At 60.2% G+C, this 16,616-nt stretch carries 13 protein-coding genes; 2 read left to right on the forward strand and 11 right to left on the reverse strand.

Going from position 1 to position 16,616, the window contains the following annotated elements; translation table 11 throughout:
* Window positions 1-399: 399 nt before the first annotated feature.
* A complete protein-coding gene (locus tag AC13QE_RS02980; protein ID WP_488482509.1) occupies window positions 400-1,296 on the forward strand; it encodes a fructose bisphosphate aldolase in 897 nt (298 codons plus the stop codon).
* A 48-nt stretch (window positions 1,297-1,344) separates the two neighbouring features.
* Here the strand turns inward: AC13QE_RS02980 and AC13QE_RS02985 are convergent, their stop codons facing one another.
* The 11 genes from AC13QE_RS02985 to AC13QE_RS03035 form a co-directional block, all read right to left on the reverse strand.
* Entirely contained in the window at window positions 1,345-2,406 is a 1,062-nt protein-coding gene (locus AC13QE_RS02985) for a class I SAM-dependent methyltransferase (protein ID WP_488482510.1), read from the reverse strand.
* 177 nt (window positions 2,407-2,583) lie between these two features.
* Window positions 2,584-3,135, reverse strand: coding sequence for a glutathione peroxidase (locus AC13QE_RS02990; RefSeq protein WP_488482511.1), 552 nt, complete (start codon window positions 3,133-3,135; stop codon window positions 2,584-2,586).
* A gap of 79 nt (window positions 3,136-3,214) precedes the next feature.
* Complete coding sequence (locus AC13QE_RS02995) at window positions 3,215-5,065, reverse strand: ABC transporter ATP-binding protein (protein WP_488482512.1); 1,851 nt, start codon at window positions 5,063-5,065, stop codon at window positions 3,215-3,217.
* Window positions 5,066-5,116: 51 nt separating this feature from the next.
* Window positions 5,117-5,875: a DUF1028 domain-containing protein gene (locus AC13QE_RS03000; RefSeq protein ID WP_132717898.1), complete on the reverse strand. Its 759-nt coding sequence runs from the start codon at window positions 5,873-5,875 to the stop codon at window positions 5,117-5,119.
* Between the two features lie 5 nt (window positions 5,876-5,880).
* Window positions 5,881-7,668 carry a gamma-glutamyltransferase family protein gene (locus AC13QE_RS03005; protein WP_488482513.1) on the reverse strand — a complete coding sequence of 596 codons (1,788 nt, stop codon included), beginning with the start codon at window positions 7,666-7,668 and terminating at the stop codon, window positions 5,881-5,883.
* A 22-nt stretch (window positions 7,669-7,690) separates the two neighbouring features.
* Window positions 7,691-8,569, reverse strand: coding sequence for an ABC transporter permease (locus AC13QE_RS03010; RefSeq protein ID WP_488482514.1), 879 nt, complete (start codon window positions 8,567-8,569; stop codon window positions 7,691-7,693).
* On the reverse strand, window positions 8,566-9,513 hold the full coding sequence (locus AC13QE_RS03015; RefSeq protein WP_488482515.1) for an ABC transporter permease: 948 nt from the start codon (window positions 9,511-9,513) through the stop codon (window positions 8,566-8,568). The genes AC13QE_RS03010 and AC13QE_RS03015 overlap by 4 nt, the downstream gene beginning before the upstream one ends.
* 70 nt (window positions 9,514-9,583) lie before the next feature.
* Entirely contained in the window at window positions 9,584-11,092 is a 1,509-nt protein-coding gene (locus AC13QE_RS03020; RefSeq protein WP_488482516.1) for an ABC transporter substrate-binding protein, read from the reverse strand.
* An 83-nt stretch (window positions 11,093-11,175) separates the two neighbouring features.
* Window positions 11,176-11,913, reverse strand: a complete 738-nt coding sequence (locus AC13QE_RS03025; RefSeq protein WP_488482517.1) for a FadR/GntR family transcriptional regulator — start codon at window positions 11,911-11,913, stop codon at window positions 11,176-11,178.
* A gap of 191 nt (window positions 11,914-12,104) precedes the next feature.
* Entirely contained in the window at window positions 12,105-13,547 is a 1,443-nt protein-coding gene (locus AC13QE_RS03030; protein ID WP_488482518.1) for a M81 family metallopeptidase, read from the reverse strand.
* A gap of 180 nt (window positions 13,548-13,727) precedes the next feature.
* Window positions 13,728-14,501, reverse strand: coding sequence for a FadR/GntR family transcriptional regulator (locus AC13QE_RS03035; RefSeq protein WP_488482519.1), 774 nt, complete (start codon window positions 14,499-14,501; stop codon window positions 13,728-13,730).
* A gap of 440 nt (window positions 14,502-14,941) precedes the next feature.
* Here AC13QE_RS03035 and AC13QE_RS03040 point away from each other — a divergent pair, with 440 nt between their 5' ends.
* The gene (locus AC13QE_RS03040) at window positions 14,942-16,405 is read left to right on the forward strand and encodes a DHA2 family efflux MFS transporter permease subunit (protein WP_488482520.1); all 1,464 of its coding nucleotides are present in this window, start codon (window positions 14,942-14,944) and stop codon (window positions 16,403-16,405) included.
* The last annotated feature ends 211 nt before the right edge of the window (window positions 16,406-16,616 follow it).

Below are 16,616 nucleotides of genomic sequence, written 5' to 3' on the forward strand. Positions count from 1 at the left end.
ACCAAAAGCCAACCAGCTCAAAACCGGCTCAATCACACGGATGGTGAAAAGCTGAAGTTAAAATATTGCTCGACCGGTTCCGGCGCGCGATCTTCCAGTAATAGCCGCCTTAATCGGTTTATTCGGCGAGTTGGCGCGGAAAGAGCCGTTTTGATGAGCTGTCACACCCAAAACTCAGCAGTTCACGGTCATTGATTTCTCGAAAATGCTGTGCATTTCGACTGGATAACCATCGGAATTCCGTTAGGTTTCTCAGATATTGGTCGCTTGCAGGGCCGGATCACGGGCGAAAGCGTTCGCCGGGGTCGATATTTGCAACCGGCCGGAGATGCCAAAAGGCTTGTCCGGTCCAGAAAGTCCGTATGCGCCGCACGGCGTTACGCAATAAGGGAGAATAGTATGGCTGACGAAAAGATGATGTCACAGATGTCCGGCAAGGGTGGCTTCATCGCTGCCCTCGATCAAAGCGGAGGCTCGACCCCGGGCGCTCTGCGTCTCTATGGGATCGCCGATTCCGACTATAATGGCGATGAGGAAATGTTCCGCCTGATGCATGAAATGCGCGTGCGCATCATGACGGCTCCCTCATTTTCCGGAGATAAGGTGATTGGCGCCATTCTTTTCGAGAAGACCATGGATGGGGAGGCGCAAGGCAAGCCGGTTCCCACCTATCTCTGGGCCGATCGCGGTGTCGTCCCGTTCCTCAAGGTCGACAAGGGTCTGGCTGCCGAGGAGAACGGCGCGCAGGTGATGAAGCCGATGCCGGATCTCGACGCTCTGCTCGCCCGTGCGGTGAAGAAGGGAATCTTCGGCACCAAGATGCGTTCGGTCATTGCCAACGCCGACAAGACAGGCATCGCCGCAGTGGTCAAGCAGCAGTTCGAGATTGGACACCAGATCCTCGGCCATGGTCTCGTGCCGATCATCGAACCGGAAGTCTCCATCAAGAGCCCGACCAAGCAGGAGGCCGAGGCTATTCTGCGGGACGAGATCGCGCACAGGCTCGACGCAGTGCCGGCCGGCCAGAAGGTCATGCTCAAGCTGACGATCCCGACTGTTCCGGATTTCTACAAGCCTCTCGTCGATCACAAGGCCGTGGCGCGCGTGGTGGCGCTTTCCGGCGGCTACAGCCGTGCGGATGCCTGCGAAAAGCTCAGCCACAATCATGGAATGATCGCAAGCTTCTCCCGAGCTTTGACCGAGGATCTGCGCGTGACGATGAGCGATGCTGAATTCGACGCCAGCCTCGCAAAAACCATTGACGAGATCTATCAGGCGAGCGTTGTGAAGGCCTAATCACACGAAAGGCGCCGGGTCTAACGCGGCCCGGCGTCCTCCAACCGGTCATGCCCTGACTTCGAAGACCATGTTGAACGGCGTTTCGGTCGCCTTGCGGAAATGCGAATAGCCCGCATCCATGGCAACCTTGCGCAGCTTCAATTCGCCGGCTTGCGCTCCCAAACCCAGTCCGACTTCCTGTGAGAGGGAGGCCGGTGTACAGATCATCGTCGAGGCGCCGTAGAAGACACGGCCGACCGGGTTGAGGTTATCCTTCAGGCAGTCATGCGCAAAGGGTTCGACGATCATCCAGGTGCCGTCGTCGGCAAGGCTTTCCTTGACGTGTTTACCGGCGCCGACCGGATCGCCCATGTCATGCAGGCAATCGAACATGGCGACAAGATCATAACCGGCAGCCGGGAAATCCTTGGCGCTTGCCTGCTCGAACGTGATGCGTCCATCGACGCCCGCCTGTTTCGCGGCAGCTCGTGCCCGCTCGATCGATGGCAGGTGATAGTCGAAGCCGAAGAAGGTCGAGTTCGGATAGGCCTGCGCCATCAGGATGGTCGAAGCACCGTGGCCGCAGCCGACATCGGCAACCGCAGCGCCGGCTTGAAGCTTTTCATGCATGCCGTTCAGCGCTGGTATCCATTCCGCAATGAGATGGCTGTTGTAGCCTGGCCGGAAAAAGCGCTCCGTGCCGCGGAACAGGCAGGCGCTGTGCTCATGCCAGCCAAAACCGTTGCCGGTCTTGAAAGCATTGGCGATCTTCGGCTCGTCGAGCCACATGGATTGCACGACATCGAAGGCGCCAGTGAAGAAGGCGGGGCTGTTTTCCTCGGCAAATACCATGGCCTGTTCCGGCGTCAGGTAGAAGCGCTCGGTCTCGTCGTCATAGCTGACATAGTCGGCGGCAGCTTGAGCCGACAGCCACTCGCGCACGTAGCGCTCTTTCACGCCGACTTTGTCTGCCAATTCTGCTGACGTCATCGGCGTTCCATCCGCCATGGCCCTGAAGAGGCCCAGATGGTCTCCAAGCGTGACCAGCACACCGGAGACCGCCGCACCGAGATCGCCGACCAGGCGTCCGACCAGGGCATCAAGTTTCTGCATATCAGGTTCACGCATGACATCTTCCTCCCAGATTGATGTGGCGTTTCTTCGAATATATTCGAAGACCTGAAAATACTCCTGAGCGTAGTCGTAAGCAACGACATAGCAGGGCGAAGTAATACTCGCCCTGCTTGCAAAAATAGACATTATTATTCTGAATTAATTCGGCTTTTATCCGATTTGCCGCGGACTTCAGCCAGCGCGAGCCAGTTCTTTTTCCAGAACGGAGAGCAGGCGCGGATCGTCCGCAGTTACATCAGGCGCAAAGCGGGCAACAACGTCGCCGTCGCGACCGATCAGGAACTTTTCGAAATTCCAGACGATGCCCCCGTTCTGCCCGGTCTCGAGGCCATGTTTGGCGAGCCGTTCGCGCATCGGCCCGTCTCCGACCGTCTTGACGCCGGAGGCGATCAGGCTGTCATAAAGCGGATGGCGGTTTTCACCCGTCACGGCGATCTTGGAAAACATAGGGAACTGCACATCGTAGGTTAGGGTGCAGAACTCCAGAATCTCCTTATCGCTACCCGGCTCCTGGCCCTTGAAATCGTTGGCCGGAAAGCCGGCGATCACCAGACCTTCTTCGCGCTTTTCCTCATAGAGCTTTTCCAGCCCTTCATACTGCACCGTCAGTCCGCATTTGGACGCGACATTGACGACCATGATGACCTTGCCGCGATAGTCGGCAAGCGTCGTATCGCTGCCGTCGATCTTCTTTACCGGAATATCGAGCACGTTATCGGTCATATCATTCACTCCAGATGAGATGGAAAACAGGATGCCGATATTTGCCCGGAATTCGGTGGCGTCAAGGTCAGAACGCGCCTCAGGCGGCCTCTTCCATTCGAACCAGATGGCCCTGCGAGACTTCGCGGTAGTGTCGCGCGGGCGGCTGATAGCCGACGGGGCGCACCGGGCTCTTCAATTCATCGACGGCCAGATTGCGCTTGATGCCGCGTCGGGACGGATCCGGCACCGGGACGGCCGCCATCAGCTTCCTCGTGTAGGGATGCTGCGGATTTTCGAACACGGATGCACGCGGTCCGATTTCGACGATCTCGCCGAGATACATGACTGCGACGCGGTGGCTGACGCGCTCGACCACGGCCATGTCGTGCGAGATGAAGAGATAGGAGAGATTGAGGCTCTGCTGCAGATCCATCAGCAGATTGCAGACCTGCGCCTTGATCGACACGTCCAGCGCCGACACGCTTTCGTCGGCGACGATCACTTTCGGATCGAGGGCGAGTGCGCGGGCGATGCAGATGCGCTGGCGCTGGCCGCCTGAGAATTCGTGCGGATAGCGGCTCATCATGTCGGCTTTCAGCCCGACACGTTCCAGAAGATCGGCGGCCTTTTCGCGGGCTTCGGCGCGCGTGCCCAGGCGATGCTCGATGAAGGGTTCGGCAACGGCAGCTCCGATCGTCATGCGCGGATTGAGACTTGCGAACGGGTCCTGGAAGATCATCTGGATACTGCGTCGCATCCGGCGCAGATCGAGCGCGCCCAGCTTCATCACATCATAGCCGTCAAGCCGTACTTCGCCGGATTTCGGGGTGATGAGGCGCATGATAGAGCGCCCCGTCGTCGACTTGCCGCAGCCGGATTCTCCGACCAGCGACAGGGTTTCCCCCTGAGCGAGATCAAAGGAGACATTTTCGACCGCATGGATCGCACCCGTCGGGCGGGCAAGCAGGCCACCGCGAAGATCGAAGCGGGTGACGAGGTTCTTCACCTCGAGCACCGGTGTCTTGCGGTGATCGACGGTATCCGTGAGCGCCTTTGGCTCGCTACGCTCGCCAGTGCTTGCGTCAACGACCGGGAAGCGCAGCGGTTGCGGCTGGTTCTTCATCGAACCGAGCCGCGGCACGGCTGACAGCAGGGCTCGGGTATAGGGATGCTGGCCTCGATGAAAAATATCGTCGGTCTTGCCCGTTTCCACCGCCTCGCCGCGATACATGACGATGGTGCGGTCGGATATCTCGGCGACGACGCCCATGTCGTGGGTGATGAAGAGGACGGACATGCCTTCCTCTTCCTGCAGCACCTTGATGAGATCGAGGATCTGGCCCTGGATCGTCACATCGAGCGCGGTCGTCGGCTCGTCGGCGATCAGCAGTTTCGGCCGGCTGGCAAGTGCCATCGCGATCATCACGCGCTGGCGCATGCCGCCGGAAAACTGGTGCGGATATTCGTCGAAGCGAGAGGACGCGTTGGGGATGCGCACCTTTTCCAGGAGGCGGATCGTTTCGGCCTTCGCTTCAGCCTTGGAAATATTGCCGTGGCAGGTCAGCGCCTCGGAAATCTGCCGGCCGATGGTGAAGATCGGATTGAGAGACGTCATCGGCTCCTGAAAGATCATCGCGACATCCTTGCCGCGCACCTTGCGCATCTCCGCCTCCGGCAATGTCAGGAGATCGCGGCCGTTGAGCCTGACTTCACCCTCGATGCGGCTGCTGGCCCTGGCGAGCAGGCGCATGATCGAGAGCGAGGTCACGCTCTTGCCGGAACCGCTTTCGCCGACGATCGCGACCGTCTCTCCCGGCATGACATCGAAGGAAATGTCCTTCACGACCTTGCGCCACTCGCCATCGACGAGAAATGACGTGGTCAGGTTGGAGACGGAAAGAACAGGCTGGGTGCCTGGGTTGGTCGTTCGAGCTGCAATGGTCGGCATGGAGGTTCCCTTTTATGATTTTACCATTGGTCAGACTTCAAGTGAGGTTGCTCACGACGGAGCTGCCATCGTCGCATGGGAAGCCGAGGGTCGGCCTTCGGCCACCCTTTTGGCCTCAAGCGCGGCAATCTTCTCGTCGATCTCGCGGCGGTCGATCATGCCGCTGGGGTTCTGCCGCGTCGGCATGGTCTCGGCGACATGAAGATAACGCTCCTGAGCGACGGCATAAAGCCGCTCCAGTTCGGCAAGCGGATCGGCACTATCGTCGACACGGATGTTCAGCCAGGCGTAATCCTGGTCGCGGTGGATGACGAGTGCTGCCGATTGCTTGCCACGCTTATCGCCGCCTGCATCTTCGCCCGCCCGCATGGCTTCGAGCAGTCGCTCTGCGAGCGGTTTGCCGACAGTCTTCTTGAAGGTCGCAAGCGTTGCAGAAATCACCTGCGGGCCGGCCAGCATGTTGCCGGCGACCGACACATTGTCATCGACCAGATGCCCCGCCCAATCGATGCACTTGGCGCCGGTAAAGGCGGCATTGTTGCCTTTGCTGTCGATCAGGTGAAACTGCCGTTGCTCGCGGCCTTTGTCACGGGCTCTCAGCGTTTCCAGGATCTCGCTCGGCGCATGACCGGATGCCAGCATCGCAAGTCCGTCGATGCCGTAAAGCGGGCTGGCAAAGGCCTGCGTCGCAACCGCGCCGATGCCGCCGCGAATATGCGGCACGATGCTGCCGACGGCAAAGAAGCGGGTGGCGACGGCGATGGCAAGATTTCCGGTTTCCGGCTCTCGTGCAACGATCGACCAGGTCATCGGCTCTATCTCCCAACGGCGTAGGCTTGCATCAAACGCGGAGTCGCTGCAGCGCGCAAGAGGCCGTCGGCGTCACGCCGTGCGGCGGTCAGCCGGCCCACGGTCCACTCCGGCGCGACGGTCAGCTGGTGGCCCTTCTTGCGGAGCGTATCCAGCACATCGGCGCTGAAATTCGCCTCTGCAGTCAGGCCGCCGGGTTCGCGCGTGCGCGGATAGAAGGAGCTCGGGAAATGGGTGCTGTGGAATAGCGGCTTGTCGATCGCTTCCTGCAGGTTCAGTGCGTGATGGACGTAGCGCAGGAAGAAGGAGAGCTGCCATTGCTCCTGCTGATCGCCGCCGGGCGTGCCGAAGGCGAGCGTCGGGCGTCCTTCATGCAGCGCCATTGTCGGGGTTAGTGTCGTGCGCGGCCGCTTGCCCGGTGCGAGTGAGGAAGGCAGGCCCGGCTGCAGCCAGAACATCTGCGCGCGCGAGTTCAGGCAGAAGCCGAGACCGGGAATGATCGGCGAGGATTGCAGCCACCCGCCGGATGGCGTCACCGACACCATATTGCCTTCGCGGTCGATAACATCGATATGCACGGTGTCGCCGCGCTTCTCGGTCAGATGGGACATTGTCGGCTCGTAGACCGCGCCGCTTTTGGCTTCCGGCGCATCGAGCATCTGCATGGTGAGATCGTACTGGTCTTCGAAACCGGCAAGCTTACCGGGGCGCAAGGCAAGCGACGCCTCAGGCGAAATCAGCCGGCGGCGCTCCTCGGCATAGGCGTCCGAAATCAGGATCTCGAGCGGTACATTCGTGAAATTGGGGTCGCCGTAATAGACCTCGCGATCGGCAAAGGCGAGTTTCATCGCTTCCGTGACCGTATGGACGAAGTCGGCTCCGGCGGGGTCCATGCCGGCCAGATCGAAACCCTTGAGCAGCGCCAGCGTCTGCAGGAAGACGGGCCCTTGACCCCAGGGGCCGATCTTGGCGACCGTCCAGCCGTGATAGTCGTAGGTCTGCGGCTCCTCGATGGCGGCGCGCCAGTTGGCCATGTCATCCGCAGTCAGCACGCCCTTGTGGCGGGCGCCGCTCGCATCCATGACCTCGGTCTTGCCGACATAGCTGTCGATCGCTTCAGCGACGAAGCCGCGGTAATAGGCATCGCGAGCGGCTTCGATCTGCGCTTCGCGATCGCTCTTGCTTTCCGCCTCGGCGACGACCCGCTTCCAGGTCTCGGCAAGCACCGGGTTCTTGAAATTGGACCAGGGTTCGGGAGCGGCACCGCCCGGGAGCCAGGTCTCGTAGGATGTCGGCCATTCCTTGCGGTAGAAATCGGCAAGTCCTGCAATGGTCGCGGAAACGCGCGGCAGGACGGGGTGCCCCTTTTCGGCATAGTGGATCGCCGGTTCCAGCACGTCGCGGACGGTCAGCCGGCCGTAATCGCGCAGCATCAGCATCCAGCCGTCGAAGGAGCCGGGAATGACGGTGGCGAGCAGGCCATCGCCGGGAATGAGCTTAAGCCCCTCGCGCGTGTAATGTTCGATCGTTGCGCCGGCCGGCGCTGGCGCCTGGGCGCAGATGACCTCGATCTTATCCTTCTTCTTCGAATAGAGGATGGCCGGCATATCGCCGCCCGGCCCGCAGAGATGCGGCTCGACGATCTGCAGCACGAAGCCCGTGGCAACGGCGGCGTCGAAGGCATTGCCGCCCTTTTCGAGAATGCTCATGCCGACGGCGGATGCGATCCAGTGCGTAGACGTGACGACGCCGAAGGTGCCGAGGATTTCGGGGCGGGTGGTGAATGCGGTCATTGGGGCATCCTTTTGAGTTTATTCATGCTTCGCGCGGGTCGAGCGCATCGCGCAGGCCGTCGCCGAGGAGATTGAAGCCGATCACGACGAGAAAAATGGCGGCACCCGGCCACATGGCCATCCAGGGCGCCTGTTCGAGATAATTCTTGGCGACATTGAGCATCGAACCCCAGCTCGGGGCAGGGGGCTGTTGGCCGAGGCCGAGGAAGGAGAGGCTGGCCTCGGCGATGATCGCGGTCGCGATGGTGAGCGTTGCCTGCACGAGGATCGGAGCAAAGACGTTCGGCAGGATATAGCGGGTGATGATGCTGAAGTGGCGCAGGCCGATCGAGCGGGCGCCTTCCACATAATCCTCCGTCTTGACCGCCAGCACCTGGCCGCGCGTCAACCGCACGAAAACGGGCGTTGCCGAAAGCCCGATCGCGATCATCGCATTGGTGAGGCTCGGGCCGAGGAAGGCGGCAAGCGCAATGGCGGTGATGAGGAAAGGCATCGCCAGGAAGGCCTCGGTGACGCGCGAAATGATCTGATCGATCCAGCCGCCATAGTAGCCCGAGATCAGGCCCAAAGGCACGCCGATCGCAACGGCGATGGCAACCGAGAAGACGCCGGCCATCAAGGACGCTCGCGCGCCCCAGATCATGCGGGAAAGAATGTCCCGGCCGAGATCGTCGGTGCCGAGCCAGTGCGCGGCCGATGGTGCTTTGCGGATCGCAGACCAGCTGGTTGCGACCGGATCCGGGATCGGCAGCAATGGTGCAAGTGCAGCGAGCACGGTAAAGAACAGGATGATCGCAAGCCCGACTAGTGCCCCCTTGTTGGCGCGCAGCTTGCGCCAGGCCCGGTTGGGAGCACGCTTGACCGAGGCACTTGCGGCAGTCACCTGAACGATTGTGCTCATAGGGCCGCCCTCATGCGTGGATTGAGGACGACATAGAGAATATCGGCAATGAGGTTCATGGCGATGAAGCCGACGGCCGTGCAGAGCACCACGCCCTGGACGACGGCGTAGTCCCGGTTGAAGACGGCATCGACGATCAGTTTGCCGAAGCCGGGAATGGTGAAGATCTGCTCGGTGAGCACTGCTCCGGCTAGGAGCTCTCCGAACAGCAGGGCGCTGACGGTGACGACAGGCAGGATGGCGTTGCGGAAGCTGTGCTGCAGCACGACGGCTGCCTCCGGAAGGCCCTTGGCGCGAGCTGTGCGGATATAGTCGGCGCTGAGCACGCTCAGCATCGAAGACCGCGTGTGGCGCATCAAGGTGGCTGCCAGTGCATTGCCGAGCACGAAGGACGGCATCAGCATCGTTTGGATCGAACGCCAGGGGTCCTCGAAGAAAGGTTGGTATCCCGAAGCCGGCAGCCAATGCAGCTTCACCGAGATCAGCAGGATCAGCATGATGCCGAGCCAGAAATTTGGCACCGACAGGCCGCACAAGGCAACGATATTGGCGAGAAAATCGATGAAGGTATTCTTCTTCACCGCCGCCAATATGCCCATGGGAATGCCGATGGCGAAGGCAAAGATCATGGACATCACAGCGAGCTGAATGGTGACCGGCAGCTTTTCGGCAACGAGGGTCAGAACCGGCTGATTGGTGCGCAGCGAAACGCCGAGATCGCCCTTGGCGACGCCCTGCAGCCAGTAGCCATATTGATAGATGACCGGGTCGTTCAGGCGATATTTCTCGCGTAGCAGTTCGAGCACTTGCGGGTCGCGCTCTTCGCCGGCCATGGCAAGCACCGGATCGCCGGGCAGAAGCTTCTGCAGCGAGAAGACGAAGATCGAAATGATCAGCAGCGTCGGTATCGCGACCAGCAGCCTCTTTCCGATATAGCTATACATGGGCAGATCCTTGCCGCGATGTCGAATGTGAAAGCGCCATGCGGGAGGGAGCCCGCATGGCTTTGGTTGCTCAACTGCCCTTCTTGACGCCCACGAGACGGATCATGCCGTCCGGAGAAGGCACGAAGCCGGATACCTTTTTGTTGTAGGCCCAGATCCAGGCCTGATGTCCGAGGAAGATGATCGGCAGATCCTGGCTGAGGATCGCCTCGGCCGCATCGTACTTCTGCTTGCGCACGGCATTGTCCTGCGACTGGCGGGCCTCCAGCAGCAGCTTGTCGACTTCCGGATTGCTGTATTTGGAATCGTTGAGGCCGGCACCGGTCGTCACGAACTGCTGGATGTTGCCGTCGGGATCGGAGCGGCCGGACCAATCGGAGCGGCTGAGCTGATAGTTGCCGCTCGACTGCGCGTCGAGCAGGGTTGCGAATTCCGTCGTCTTCAGCGTCACGTCGAAGCCGGCTTCGGCAGCCATCGACTGGATGATCTGCATCATCTGCATCGAAACCGGATTGTTGGCGACGGCAAGTTCGACCGGAATGCGATCGAAGCCGGCTTCTTTCACCAGCGCTTTGGCCTTGTCGACGTCGCGGGCAGGCACCGGAATATCCTTATCGTACCACGGGCTGGTAGGTGCGAACGGCTGATTGCCGGCAAGTCCGGTGCCGTCGAAGACGATCTGCATGGCGGCTTCGCGGTCGATCGCCAGCGAGAAAGCCTGGCGCAGGCGCTTGTCCTTGCCCATCGGATTGTCGGCGCGCGCACCATTGCCGACATTGGCGTAGACGCCAAGCCAGCCGGTGCCGATCGCATCGGCATAGACGAGATTGGAGTCGCCTTTGACCGTACCGACATCGGATGCCGCCACGCGCTCGATCATGTCGAGATCGCCGGAGCGCAGGTTAGCGAGGCGAACGGTCGTGTCGGGGATCGGCAGGTAGGTCACCTTGTCGATGAAGATCTTGTCCTTGTTCCAGTAATCCTGGAATTTTTCCAGCACGATACGGTCCTGCTGCACGCGCTCGACGAATTTGAACGGGCCGGAGCAAACGGGATGATCGCCGAATTTGGCGCCGGCAGCCTTTGCCGCGGTCGGTGAGACCATCATGCCGGAGCGGTCGGAAAGCTGGGCAAGCAGCGTGACGTCAGGCGCCTTCAAGGTGAAGGTGGCTTCGTATTCGCCTGTCGCCTCGACCTTGGCGACGGAGGAAAGCTCGCTCTTGCGGCGCGACTCCGGCATGGTCTGATAGCGCTGGATGTTGTCGACGACGGCTTGCGCATTGAACGACGTCCCGTCCTGGAATTTCACGCCTTGGCGCAGCTCCATAACAAGCTGCTTGCCATCGGCGGACCATTTCCAGGACGTGGCAAGTTGCGGCACGAACTGCAGGTCCGGCGTTACGTCGACGAGCTTGTCGCAAAGTGCTGTATAGACGATGCGGCCGACGAAAGTGCGCGATTGCGCAGGGTCCAGTGCGTCGGCATCGTCCTGCAGGCCTATCTTGAGCTCGACGGCTAGCGATGGCAGCGCGATCAGCGCGCCGGCGGCAAGCGATGCCATAAATTTGGCGATCTTCATTCTGTTCTCCTGTTTATCGTTTTCGTTCTTTGCAGTCTCGACCGGTTTCCTCTCCGGTCGTGGCGGGCAGGCAGGCTTTTGGGTCAGCCCACCTCCTCAGTCAGCGGTTCCTCGGCTTGGCGTGCATCCAGCGAGGTGATGCGGATCAAGCTTTCCTGCAGCATCAGCAAATGTTCGCGCATGGCTTCGGCCGCCTTCATCGGATTGCGTGCAGCAATCGCATCGATGATCGTCCTATGCTGCGCATAGGAGACCGGGCGGGTCTTGTTGATGCTGCGGGCCAATTCGCGAATGGTTTGCCAGGCTTCATCCTGACGGACATGATTGATGACGTCGAAAATGGTCAGGAAGAACTGGTTGCCGGCGCTTTGTGCAATCAGCCGGTGCAATGCGCCATCCCAAAGCTCTCGGCTGTCGGCATCGTCGCTGGCGGTGATCTTCTTCGCCAGTTCATACATGCGGTCGATGTCGTCGGGTTTGGCGCGCATGGCGGCGAGCTGGGCCAGTTGCGGCTCGATGCGCAGCCGGACTTCCATGACCTCCATGAGATCCGTGCCGGCCACAAGCGTGCTGACATGCTGGCTCCAATCGTCCGGGCGCTGCCCGACATAGGTTCCCGAACCCTGCCGGCGCCAGACGCGGCCTTCCGCTTCCAGCACCTCGAGTGCTCGCCGGATCGCACGCTGGCTGACGCCGAGGTTTTCCGAAAGAGCCCGCTCCGTCGGCAGCTTTCCGTCAGCCGGGAGATCTGCCGAATTCAAAAGCCCACGGAGCCTTTCCAGGGCATGGACCGAATTTTCCGGAAGGCTGTCGATTGCCATATTGAGAGGTGAACCAATTTGAAATTGGTTCAATAGAAGTTGAACTCGCCCGCCTCGTCAAGCGCTTTTTTGTGCAATTTCCGCGATGCACAATGTTTGTGCGCGACGCGGAAAGGCGACTCGCAAAAAGAGTCGCCTTCTTGAGACGACGGATTAACGATGTCCGCTCTTGCGGTTCTGGGACCGGAGCTTCAGCGCCCGATGGCGCGCGCAGAAATCGCCGTCTCCGGCGTGAAGTCGAAATCCTTGTCGAACGGGTAGGTCGGCTTGGTCTTGCGCCGGCGCGGCAGGCGTTCGACGAACTGATCGACGACACCGGGGGACAGAGCCATCAGGTTCGGGTTGGCGATCGGCGCCAGTTCCGGCGAGAGATAGCCTGATTTGACGACGATGATCCTCGCCTTATGCGGATCGAGGCCGAGGCGGGTGAAATCGGCGATATTATGATAGGGGCGACGCTTGGTCGACAGCACAAGGTGAATGCCGCCGATGGAAACCACGGCCTGCCTGTCGGTCGCTTCTTTAGTCTCCAGCAGATACTTGACGGCGAAGCTGCCCGTCACCGGCTTGCTGCCTTTGGTGTCGAGCGATGCACCGACGGAAAGATTGAGCGTGGCGCCGATGCCGGCGGCATAGCAGGCTTCCGTCGCGGCCCGGTCGGCGATGCCGGCAAAGATGACGCCTTGTGCTCCCTTGGCAATCAGTTCCGCCAGCACATCGGCGCGATCACCGACGCCGCCACCCGTTGGATTGTCGCCGGATTCCGCCAGAACCACGGGCGCAGTCGTGCTGGCGATTGCCTTGGCGACACATTCTTCGATCGAGCCGGTCTCCGCGCCGAAAACGAAATCCTTCCGCACGTCCCAATAGGCCTGCGCCAGTCGTTTTGCTTCCCGCTCGAGCAGGGCGCGATCCGTGCCGGTCATGATGGCGGCGGCCGTTGCGCGCGGCTCGTCGGCCCAGACGTAACCGACCATGAGAGAGGCGTCCCAGACGCCGTCGATGGCATCGACGCCGGGCAGCATGTCGTAAAGGCTCTTGGCCGGTTCATCGACGGTGCTGGTGCGTTCGCCCGGCAGCACCACGGGGATCGGCGCCCAGAGCAGGATGGGTTTTACACCGGTCTTCAGGCTTTCCGTCAACATCTTGACGGCGCGGCGCATGGTTTCTTCGACATCGATATGCGGAGCCGTGCGATAGGTGGAATACATGTCGAGCGCATCGATGATGCGCTGGGTGACATTGCCGTGCAGGTCGTAGCTTGCCGAGACCATGCAATCGTCGCCGACGACGGCGCGAGCCGCACTGATCCAGTCGCCTTCGGCGTCTTCCATGCCTTCGACATACATGGCGCCATGCATGGCGAGATAGAGCCCATCGAGCGGCAGTAATGACTTCAATCCTTCCAGAAACTCTGTCTTGAAGGCTTCGTATGTATGACGGGCGGCCGGGCCGCCGGCGATCGCTCTGGCATGAATGGTTGGCAGGAACTCGCCGTCATAATCCCTAAGGAAGGCGAAGTAGGGCGAGGCAGTTAGCTCCGGACCGCGCAGAACGCGAAAATCCTTCTCTTCGTTCAGGACGGGGTTATAGGTGCTGCACTCGATGTGAATGCCTCCAACGGCGATGCGCATGGGAACCTCAATAGGGGTTGGGACCAATCAGGAAATTATGGGCGGCAATGCTGGCGGTATCCCGTGTCCAGACATCGGCATCATCTTTTTGCGAGTACATTGTTGACCGGGAAGTTGCGTTCGTAAAAGCCATGACCCATCAGCGCATCGCCAAGGCACCGAGGGCAGGGTTGTGATCTGTCAGAAGCCGTAGTCACGCGCGAGCCAGGCTTCCAGCAGGTTTCGCGATGCCTTGATCGCGGCGTCCGTATCCTGTGCGAGAATGGCGTCGAGAATCGCCTTGTGGAGGGGCAGGGCGCGCTTTTGTCCTTCGGCGATGTCCTCATGGCCCGAAAGCGTGCGGTTGGCGTAGATCCCGACCGCGATCAGATCGATCAGCTGCGAATAAATCATATTGTGCGTAGCGGCGAAGATCGCCGTATGGAAGCGCAGGTCGGCGTCGGCATTGCTGTTGACATCGCCGATGGTGGACGCCATCTCTTCGTAAGCGGATTTGATGGCCGCAATGTCGCTTTCGGTGCGGCGCAGCGCTGCGCGCGCAGTCGCCTCCGGTTCGAGCGCCAATCGCAAATCCTTGATCGATCGCATGATTTCGACCGATGGGCCGGTCTCGTAATACCACACCATGACATCCGTATCGAGATGATGCCAGTTGGAACGCTCCTTGACGCGGGTGCCGACGCGGGTCTTGATCTCGACCAATCCCTTGCCGGCCAGGCACTTCATCGCTTCGCGGATGACCGTGCGGCTGATACCGAATTGTTCGACGAGATCTGGCTCGTTCGGCAGTGTCGTGCCGACGGGATAATCTCCGCCGACGATGCGGCGACCGAGTTCGTGGACGAAATAGCCGAAGACGCCGCGCCGCGGGATCGTACCGTATTTTCGCACAAAGGCATCGAAGGGCGACTGCGTTACGATCAGTTTCGATTCCGGGGTAGCCCTGGAGGTCATTGCGTCCTGGCCATGTTTCATTATGCGGGGCTCTCGTTCCTTATTGATGCGCCGTTGGTAAGAACAATCGTCGGCCTATGTCGATGCGGAGGCTTCTTGCCAGCATCTCGGCCGGCTTGGGGCTGCTCCATAGTGTTGTGGTATCGATCCCATTGTACTTCCCGCGGCATTTTCCGATGAAAACCCTAGCATGTCTTCCATGCACATGCCTACTGGCTCCGAATTGACCGATCTGTTCACCGCTTTGAACAGGTTTCCGCACTTAGCCTCGGGCCTGTTTGGATCGGCAACGATATCGGCGTGGAGATCAAATTGCGTACCATCCGCTAAGCGAAACGTGATCGCTCAATCGATTGATGGGACGATTTCGACCTATCGTAAATGTTCCCGAACCGGTTAAATGCAGGCGGGATGCGAGGCGGATTCGGAGTTGCTGATCCATGAATGATATGTCCACACCTGGGCACAGGGAGGAGGTGCGGGAGGCGGGCTCGCGTTCGCTGTCGATAGCGCTGCTCGTGGCCGGTGCCTTCTTCATGGAGAATCTGGACGGTACGGTCATCGCGACCGCCTTGCCGCAGATGGCTATTTCCTTCGGCGCCCGCCCCGTCGATCTCAATATCGGCATGAGCGCCTATCTGCTGACGCTTGGCGTCTTCATTCCAATCAGCGGCTGGATCAGTGATCGCTTCGGCGCGCGTCTGGTGTTCACGACAGCCGTCGTCATTTTCACGCTCGCCTCCGTCCTCTGCGGTTTTGCCAATGGCGTCGGCTCCTTTGTTGCCATGCGTATCCTGCAAGGCATCGGCGGCGCGATGATGGTGCCGGTGGGCCGTCTTGTCGTCTTGAACAATACGCCGAAGGACAAGCTGATCTCGGCCATTGCGACAATCACCTGGCCGGCGCTGGTGGCGCCGATCCTCGGGCCGCCGCTCGGCGGCTTCATCACCGACCATGCAAGCTGGCGTTGGATCTTCTTCCTCAATCTGCCGCTCGGCATATTGGCTTTCATCTTCGCGCTCATGCTCATTCCGGAAACGAAAAGCACAGCGCGCCCGCCATTCGATTGGATCGGCTTTGTCGTTAGCGGCATCGGGCTTGCGAGCCTGATGTATGGGCTGGAACTGATCGGACGCCCTGATCCCGTCTGGCTGGAGGCCTGGGCCTATGTGATCGTCGGCTTCGTTCTGCTGGCCATCGCCGTTTTTCATTTTCTCCGGACGGAGCATCCACTCATCGATCTCTCCGGGCTGAAGCTCCCGACGTTCGCCATCACCATCTCAGGCGGATCGTTGTTCCGCACGGCGATAGGCGCCGTTCCCTTTCTGCTGCCTTTGATGTTCCAGGTCGGTTTCGGCCTCAGCGCCTTCCATGCCGGCGTGCTGACGCTTGCCGTCTTTGCCGGCAATCTGGCGATGAAGCCAGCAACGACGCCCATTCTGCGCCGCTTCGGCTTCAAGCCGGTGCTCATCGTCAACGGCCTGTTGAACGCCATCTTCATTGCCGCCTGTGGGCTGTTTTCGCCCGATACGCCGCTCTGGTTCATCGTGCCGGTGCTGTTCATCGGAGGCATGTGCCGGTCGATGCACTTTACGGCACTCAACACGATCGCTTTTGCCGATATCCCACCGGGGCAGATGACGGGTGCCAACACGCTGTTCAGCACCGTCTTTCAGCTGACGATGGGCATGGGCATTGCTGTTGGCGCTATCGGCATACGTATCGGCCAGGCAATCAGTGCGCCATTGGGCGTCGACGGTGTCGTCGCCATCGAGTTCCGTCTGGCCTTCGTACTACTCGGCATCATCGCGCTTCTGGCCGTGCTGGATTGTTTGCCGCTTGACCGCAAGGCCGGCGACAATGTCTCGCGCAAGGCAAAGCAGAACTCAAGGAAGGCGGCGTAGCGATGTCAATATTCGAAGTGGTTAGTATGGGAATTGGATGAGATTATAATGCAGCAATATTGCTGGAATCGCCATCAGGATGATCAGAAGCATTGCGACGCTTGCCATGCGCATCATCTTCCTCCGGCGGGCGCGCTGACCGGTCCAATCATATACTGCCATAATGAGCCCCTCCTTCTCATTGGTGATTAGAAAGACAAGAAATGGAACG

The sequence above is a fragment of the Martinezella sp. CNPSo 3957 genome, from assembly GCF_057784395.1.

Bases quoted from the DNA above. Each gene is read 5' to 3' on its own strand.
- AC13QE_RS02995 (WP_488482512.1), bottom strand. From the start codon at position 5,065: ATGCCGACCATTGCAGCTCGAACGACCAACCCAGGCACCCAGCCTGTT.
- AC13QE_RS03035 (WP_488482519.1), bottom strand. From the start codon at position 14,501: ATGACCTCCAGGGCTACCCCGGAATCGAAACTGATCGTAACGCAGTCG.
- AC13QE_RS03005 (WP_488482513.1), bottom strand. From the start codon at position 7,668: ATGACCGCATTCACCACCCGCCCCGAAATCCTCGGCACCTTCGGCGTC.
- AC13QE_RS02985 (WP_488482510.1), bottom strand. From the start codon at position 2,406: ATGCGTGAACCTGATATGCAGAAACTTGATGCCCTGGTCGGACGCCTG.
- AC13QE_RS03010 (WP_488482514.1), bottom strand. From the start codon at position 8,569: ATGAGCACAATCGTTCAGGTGACTGCCGCAAGTGCCTCGGTCAAGCGT.
- AC13QE_RS03000 (WP_132717898.1), bottom strand. From the start codon at position 5,875: ATGACCTGGTCGATCGTTGCACGAGAGCCGGAAACCGGAAATCTTGCC.
- AC13QE_RS02990 (WP_488482511.1), bottom strand. From the start codon at position 3,135: ATGACCGATAACGTGCTCGATATTCCGGTAAAGAAGATCGACGGCAGC.
- AC13QE_RS02980 (WP_488482509.1), top strand. From the start codon at position 400: ATGGCTGACGAAAAGATGATGTCACAGATGTCCGGCAAGGGTGGCTTC.
- AC13QE_RS03030 (WP_488482518.1), bottom strand. From the start codon at position 13,547: ATGCGCATCGCCGTTGGAGGCATTCACATCGAGTGCAGCACCTATAAC.
- AC13QE_RS03025 (WP_488482517.1), bottom strand. From the start codon at position 11,913: ATGGCAATCGACAGCCTTCCGGAAAATTCGGTCCATGCCCTGGAAAGG.
- AC13QE_RS03020 (WP_488482516.1), bottom strand. From the start codon at position 11,092: ATGAAGATCGCCAAATTTATGGCATCGCTTGCCGCCGGCGCGCTGATC.
- AC13QE_RS03015 (WP_488482515.1), bottom strand. From the start codon at position 9,513: ATGTATAGCTATATCGGAAAGAGGCTGCTGGTCGCGATACCGACGCTG.
- AC13QE_RS03040 (WP_488482520.1), top strand. From the start codon at position 14,942: ATGAATGATATGTCCACACCTGGGCACAGGGAGGAGGTGCGGGAGGCG.